We start from the raw sequence: 3,929 nt of genomic DNA on the forward strand, positions 1-3,929 counted from the left end.
GTAGCCGCATGAGCACCCGCACCCTGCTGATCGACAACTACGACTCCTTCACCTACAACCTCTTCACATTGTTGGCCGAGGTGAACGGAGAGCCACCCACGGTCGTGCACAACGACGCGTCGTGGGAATCGATCGACTGGGACGCCTACGACAACATCGTCATCTCCCCCGGCCCGGGACGCCCTGATCGCGTACGCGACTTCGGGATCAGCGCTCGCGCCTTCACGGATGCCGCAGTACCGGTACTGGGCGTGTGCCTCGGTCATCAAGGCCTGTGTCGAGCGTTCGGGGCGCGGGTGGGACTCGCCCCCGAGCCGATGCACGGCAGGGTGACGATGGTCGAACACGACGGGACGGACGTCTTCGCGGGCATCCCGTCGCCCTTTCCGGCTGTGCGATATCACTCACTCATCGCCGACGAACTGCCCGACGAACTCGAGGCGACCGCGTGGACCACCGACGGCCTTCTCATGGGCGTGCGGCACCGAACCCGGCCGTTGTGGGGCGTGCAGTTCCATCCGGAGTCGATCAGCACCGCTTACGGACGCGAACTGCTCGCGAACTTCCGCGATCTCACGCCCACGGCTCGTGGCGCGACCGCAGCCAGGCCCACGATCCGTATCCCGCTCCGACACCCGCCCTACGTGGTCTCGCGCGTGCGCGTCGACCACGAAGTGGATCCGAGCGCAGCGTTCGGGCGACTATTTGCGGACGGCCCGAACGGCTTCTGGCTGGACGGCACGTCGGCATCGGAACCCGAGTCACGGTTCACCATCATGGGGAACTCCGGGGGCCCACGAGCCGAGTACATCACGTACGACGTCGACCGATCGATAGTGCAGATCACTCGGGAAGGACTGCCGGCCGAACAGGTCCACACCTCGATCTTCGACTACCTCGAGCGGCAGTTGCAGGCGCGCGGCGTGCCCGGCATGCCCGGTCTGCCGTTCGGGTTGGGGTACGTCGGCTTTCTCGGCTACGAATTGAAAGCCCAGACCGGCGGACGCCGCACCCACTCGGCCACCACCCCGGACGCCGCGTTCGTATTCGCAGATCGGGCGGTCGTCATCGATCACACGGCCGACTGCTCGTACGCGCTGTGCCTCAGCGACCGCGCCGACGATCCGGAGATGGCGCGGTGGCTGTCCGAGACCGAACACGCGTTGCGCCTGCTCGCGGAGCCGGACCCCGATCCGGCTGTTGCCCCGGTCATCAGAAACGTCGAGTATGCAGAACTCGAGTTGCGGCACGACCACGACGCTTATCTGGATCGGATCGGGCAATCACTCGCCGAGATTCGCGCCGGAGAGTCCTACGAGGTGTGTCTGACCAACATGGCCCGGGTGGGCAGAGCAATCGATCCGTTGCCGACGTTCGAGCATCTACGGACCATCAGCCCTACTCCGTACAGTGCCTTTCTCGATTTCGCCGGCCTGTCCGTGTTGAGCGCATCCCCCGAGCGTTTTCTTCGTATCGGCGCCGACCGAATCGTCGAGTCGAAACCCATCAAGGGCACCCGGCCTCGAGGTGCGACGACGTCGGAGGATGCTGCGCTTCGTCAGGACCTTCTCGACAGTGAGAAGGATCGGGCCGAGAACCTGATGATCGTCGACCTCACGCGCAACGACCTCGCGCATGTGTGCGTGCCCGGATCGGTACACGTTCCTTCGCTGTTCGACGTCGAGACGTATGCGGCAGTTCACCAGTTGGTGTCGACCGTGCGTGGCACTCTGAGCCCGGATTCGTCGGCGGTCGACTGCGTGCGTGCCGCCTTCCCCGGCGGTTCGATGACGGGTGCGCCGAAGGTTCGGACCATGGAAATCATCGACCGGCTCGAAGAGGGCCCGCGCGGGGTGTATTCCGGGGCCATCGGCTACTTCTCGCTGACTGGGACAGCCGACCTGTCGATCGTCATTCGGACGATCGTGGCGACCGAAACGGAGGTCACGTTCGGTATCGGCGGCGCCATCACGGCGCTGTCCGACCCCGAGGAAGAGTTCGACGAAGCGATGGTGAAGGCCGCCACCATGCTCCGCGCAGTATCGGTGACTGCAGAGCGTCCCAACGAATTCGGGCAATGACCGTGGCCGAGGAGGCTCCGCACGCGGCCGTGGTCGTCGGCGGCAGCGGGGCCGTCGGGACCATGCTGACGGACATGTTTCGTCGTGCCGGCAGGGACGTGATCGTGGTCGATCGGTTCGATGCGGGAGCGGGCGGTCGATACGTCCAGGGTGACATCACGGCTCCGGATGCCGCCCTCACCGACCTTCTACGCACTGCGGGCACGGTCGTTCTCTCTGTTCCCGAGGACGTCGCTCTCGCCGCCTTGCCGCGGATCGCCGGTCTGCTCGGACGCGATGCTGTTCTGGTGGACACGCTGTCGGTGAAGTCCCGGTTCGCGGAGGCGGTCGTTGCGGCCGACCTCTCGTGCGCGGCCCTGGGTGTGAACCCGATGTTCGCACCCTCACTGGATCCGCGCGGCCGTCCCATCGCGGCGGTCACCTATCTCCCCGGGCCCGGCGTCGACGCGGTGGTGAAGGTCCTGGAGGCGACCGGCGCTTCGATAGCGGCACTGGGGGCGCGGCGACACGACGAACTCACTGCCCTGACACAGGCACTGACCCATGCGTCGATACTGGCGTTCGGACTGGCTCTCGCGGAGGCGGGCGCCGACGGCACGGAACTTGCCGCACTGGGGACTCCCCCACATCTTCTCTCGCTCGCACTGCTTTCTCGGGTGTCCGGTGGAACCCCCGAGGTGTACTGGGACGTCCAAGCGGGTAATCCCTCGGCACCCGCAGCCAGACGCCTGCTCGCGAACGCATTGGCCCTCGTCGACGACACCGTCGAAGGGGGTGACGAGAAGGAGTTCGCGGCGTTGATGACGCGGGCAGCGTCGCCGTTGGGCGCGGAGGCGGACGCGTTACGGGCGATGTGCGCGGGACTGTTCGCCGAACTGCGGAGAGAAGGGCCGGACGATGATCGTCGCGGAGCACGGTAACGCTGCGGAGACCGCTGTCGTCCGCGGACTTGCGCGATCGTGGGGGCACCGCGCCGCGGTGAAGAAGTCCGAACCCGACCTCGGCGCACTGTTCGATCTCACCAAGCTCGACTATCCGGACTCGCTGCTGCCCTTCGCGGAACACGACGGGTACGCGGTGATGGACGAGCCTGCGAAGAATCGACTCCGATCCTGGGCGTGGATCGCCTTCAACAAGAACGTGATGGACATCGAGGAGTACGTCGTCAATCCGGGATTCGATCTGATCGCGCACGACGGTCTCGAGTCCGGGATCGGGGACACCGCGGCGGTGGCCGTCCACCAGACGATGGTCGACGAGCAGTACCACACGTTGATGCACCTCAATGCGAGTGCGGTGATGCGCCGACTGCGGGGGTGGGCCATGCCGAACAACGCACTTCCCGAGGTGCATACGGTGCGCAGGCAGCGCCGGTCGACGCACGCGGAATACGATCCGCGGCGCCGCGCGATCTCCACGTTCGCGTTCACCACGGTGGCCGAGATCTCGATCAGCGCGTATCTGGATCTGATCTCCGACGACCCGAGAATTCAGCCCGTCAACCGGGCCACCGTGCGGGTACACAATCGTGACGAGCGTGCCCACGCCGCGATCACCGACGACATCGCCGAGATCGTCTACGACTCACTGAACGAGTCGGAGCGAAGCCACTTTCTGGGCGGACTGGCCGAGGCGATGACCACGTTCAGCAGCAACGACTTCACGACGTGGCGCGCCATCGTCGATCTCGAAGGAGTCCCACACGGACAGTCGATGATCGACGATGTCGCCCACGCCGAGAACCGACAGCGGCTCGTTCAGGACTTCAGCGGAATCGAACGCCTGAGCAGTCGGCTGGGAGTCCACGACCGAATCGAATTCGACTGGTCGTGAACCCCCTCGCACCGA

The 3,929-nt window shown here is 65.6% G+C and carries 3 protein-coding genes; all 3 read left to right on the forward strand.

Annotated elements, in window-relative coordinates; genetic code table 11:
* Nucleotides 1–8: 8 nt before the first annotated feature.
* Genes pabB through ACZI8R_RS07320 form a run of 3 tightly spaced genes read left to right on the forward strand, consistent with a single transcriptional unit; the run spans nucleotide 9 to nucleotide 3,914 of the window.
* Nucleotides 9–2,081 carry an aminodeoxychorismate synthase component I gene (pabB, locus tag ACZI8R_RS07310; protein WP_463378922.1) on the forward strand — a complete coding sequence of 691 codons (2,073 nt, stop codon included), beginning with the start codon at nucleotides 9–11 and terminating at the stop codon, nucleotides 2,079–2,081.
* Nucleotides 2,078–3,001, forward strand: coding sequence for a prephenate dehydrogenase/arogenate dehydrogenase family protein (locus tag ACZI8R_RS07315; RefSeq protein ID WP_463378923.1), 924 nt, complete (start codon nucleotides 2,078–2,080; stop codon nucleotides 2,999–3,001). The genes pabB and ACZI8R_RS07315 overlap by 4 nt, the downstream gene beginning before the upstream one ends.
* On the forward strand, nucleotides 2,979–3,914 hold the full coding sequence (locus ACZI8R_RS07320; protein ID WP_463378924.1) for a diiron oxygenase: 936 nt from the start codon (nucleotides 2,979–2,981) through the stop codon (nucleotides 3,912–3,914). The genes ACZI8R_RS07315 and ACZI8R_RS07320 overlap by 23 nt, the downstream gene beginning before the upstream one ends.
* Nucleotides 3,915–3,929: the final 15 nt, after the last annotated feature.

It is taken from the genome of Rhodococcus huquni (assembly GCF_055231055.1).

Excerpts from the sequence above, each read along its gene's own strand:
- ACZI8R_RS07320 (WP_463378924.1), top strand. The coding sequence starts at position 2,979 with ATGATCGTCGCGGAGCACGGTAACGCTGCGGAGACCGCTGTCGTCCGC.
- pabB (WP_463378922.1), top strand. The coding sequence starts at position 9 with ATGAGCACCCGCACCCTGCTGATCGACAACTACGACTCCTTCACCTAC.
- ACZI8R_RS07315 (WP_463378923.1), top strand. The coding sequence starts at position 2,078 with ATGACCGTGGCCGAGGAGGCTCCGCACGCGGCCGTGGTCGTCGGCGGC.